The organism is Xanthomonas nasturtii, from assembly GCF_001660815.1.
In the GTDB taxonomy this organism is placed as follows: Bacteria; Pseudomonadota; Gammaproteobacteria; order Xanthomonadales; family Xanthomonadaceae; genus Xanthomonas; species Xanthomonas nasturtii.
This window is the reverse complement of the sequence record NZ_LYMI01000073.1, coordinates 1-2,539: the sequence shown is the minus strand read 5'-3', so window position 1 is coordinate 2,539 and position 2,539 is coordinate 1. Positions and strand designations below refer to the sequence as shown.

At 58.9% G+C, this 2,539-nt stretch carries 1 protein-coding gene and 1 pseudogene; one reads left to right on the top strand and one right to left on the bottom strand.

What is annotated here, in order from left to right:
* A pseudogene (locus A7D16_RS24540) lies at positions 1 to 71 on the bottom strand (transposase); the annotation flags it as partial.
* A 193-nt stretch (positions 72 to 264) separates the two neighbouring features.
* Here A7D16_RS24540 and A7D16_RS19460 point away from each other — a divergent pair.
* Entirely contained in the window at positions 265 to 1,881 is a 1,617-nt protein-coding gene (locus A7D16_RS19460) for an alpha-glucosidase (protein WP_064634868.1), read from the top strand.
* Positions 1,882 to 2,539 lie beyond the last annotated feature (658 nt).

Below are 2,539 nucleotides of genomic sequence, written 5' to 3'. Positions count from 1 at the left end.
TTGATCGCCACGCCGCTTTCGGCCTCACGCAGAAAGCCGATGACCTGCTCGTCAGTAAAACGCTTCTTCACGTCCAATCTCCTTCGGGTAGGGAATTGGACTCCAAACTGCGGCGCTACTCAAAATCTGGGGGACGTCGGTGTGACGAACGTCTGCCCATGAATACGTATGCACGGTTACGCCCGGTGTCGGTAGCGCAGCTACGCTAATGCCCTTGGCCGGGTGCCTCTTCCAGCACCCGGCGTTAGCCCGGGAGGGGCATGCATGTTGCAGACACCATGGTGGCGTGGGGCCGTCATTTATCAGATCTATCCGCGTAGTTTTCTGGATTCCAACGGAGATGGGGTGGGCGATCTGCCGGGCATCATTGCCAAGCTCGACTACATTGCCGGGTTGGGTGTGGATGCGATCTGGATCTCGCCTTTTTTCAAGTCGCCGATGGCCGATTTCGGGTATGACATTGCCGACTATCGTGCAGTGGATCCGTTGTTCGGCACGCTGGATGATTTCGATCGATTGCTCGACAAGGCGCATGCGCTCGGGCTGAAAGTGATGATCGACCAGGTGCTGAGCCATACCTCCATCGAACATGCGTGGTTTCAGGAAAGCCGGCAGGACAAAACCAACGCGAAGGCGGACTGGTACGTGTGGGCGGATCCGCGTGAGGACGGGACGCCGCCCAATAATTGGTTGTCGCTGTTCGGTGGTGTGGCGTGGCAATGGGAGCCGCGGCGCGAGCAATACTATCTGCACAATTTCCTGGTGGATCAGCCCGATCTCAATTTCCACAACGCCGAGGTGCAGCAGGCGACCTTGCACAATGTGCGGTTCTGGCTGGACCGCGGGGTGGATGGTTTCCGGCTGGATGCGATCAATTTCTGCTTCCACGATGCGCAGCTGCGTGACAACCCGGCCAAGCCGGCGGACAAGCGGGTAGGGCGTGGCTTCAGTGCGGACAATCCGTACGCGTACCAGTATCACTACTTCAACAACACGCAGCCGGAGAACCTGGTGTTCCTGGAGCGTCTTCGCGCGTTGCTCGATCGCTACCCGAATGCGGTGAGCCTGGGCGAGATTTCTTCGGAAGACTCGCTGGCCACCACAGCGGAGTACACCGCCAAGGGCCGCTTGCACATGGGCTACAGCTTCGAGTTGTTGGTGCAGGACTACAGCGCGGCCTATATCCGCGAGACGGTGAGCCGGCTCGAGGCGACCATGCTGGAAGGCTGGCCGTGCTGGGCGATTTCCAATCACGATGTGGTGCGTGCCGTAACGCGGTGGGGCGGTGCGTATGCATCGCCGGTCTTTGCGCGGATGGTGGTGGCGCTGCTGTGTTCGCTGCGCGGTTCGATCTGTCTGTATCAGGGCGAGGAGCTGGGCCTGGGCGAGGCAGATGTGGCGTTCGAGGATCTGCAGGATCCATACGGCATCACGTTCTGGCCGACTTTCAAGGGCCGAGATGGATGCCGCACACCGATGCCTTGGACCGATGCGCCGTCGGCGGGTTTCACCAGCGGAAAGCCGTGGCTGCCTTTGTCCGAGCCGCATCGCCTGGCAGCGGTGAGTGTGCAGCAGGGCGACGCGCAGTCTGTGCTTAGCTCGGTCCAGGCATTCCTGGGCTGGCGCAAGAGCATGCCGGCGTTGCGGGAAGGGACAATCACCTTCTACGACACCGCAGAGCCGGTGCTGATGTTCCGGCGCGAGCATGCGGGCCAGGCCGTGCTGCTGGCCTTTAATCTGTCTGCCGACGTCGCCGAGGTTGCGCTGCCGGAAGGGACGTGGATGCAGATTGATGTTCCGGGCGTGGAGCGCGGGGTAATCGAGCCTGGCCGCGTGTGCTTGCCAGGGCACGCTGTGGTTTGCGCGACGCGCGGGGAGTGACGCCATCGCGTGTAGGTGTAGGCGTGATTGATTGATACCGGCGAGGCATTCCAAGGATTGCCTCGCTTTTTTATGGTCGTCAGATTGCGAAACGGTGCGCACGCAAAGCGCGGTGAGCCCGGCAAGTAAATCAATAGGCGTCAGCTGGTGCTGCCGTTGCAGGAGACGGTGGTGCATTTCAGGTTGACCCAATCGGATTTGGCCAGGTCAGAATTTGGCGTGATCAAAGTACTCAAATGGCTGCTCTATCAAGCCGATTGCAAACGGCAATATCGCCAGTCAACACAGTGGCTCCTGTAGCACAGCCTGTCTCGCGTATAAAGGCGGCAGGTAGTGGGATACACACATGTCTGCGTAGCACTGATTCGGTGTGATTTATAGCGACCGCGTTTGTCCGAGTTGCGATATTGCCCATTCAAAGAGAAAGCCGCCGTTGTCTAAACGGCGGCTTTTCTCGGGACAACATCTTGTTTGTCTAGATCAGTGCGCTTTCGATTGCGGTGCTTGGTAGATCGACGCGCTTGACTAGAGCCTGTTAACACTAATGATCTGAGCGGTTAAACTATTGCGCATGGAAATCACACCCGCACAATTTTCTCTCATCGAACAGTGTCTGCCGAGGCAGCGCGGCAATGTCGGCATGACCAACCTGTAAGTG

Excerpts from the sequence above, each read along its gene's own strand:
- A7D16_RS19460 (WP_064634868.1), top strand. The coding sequence starts at position 265 with ATGTTGCAGACACCATGGTGGCGTGGGGCCGTCATTTATCAGATCTAT.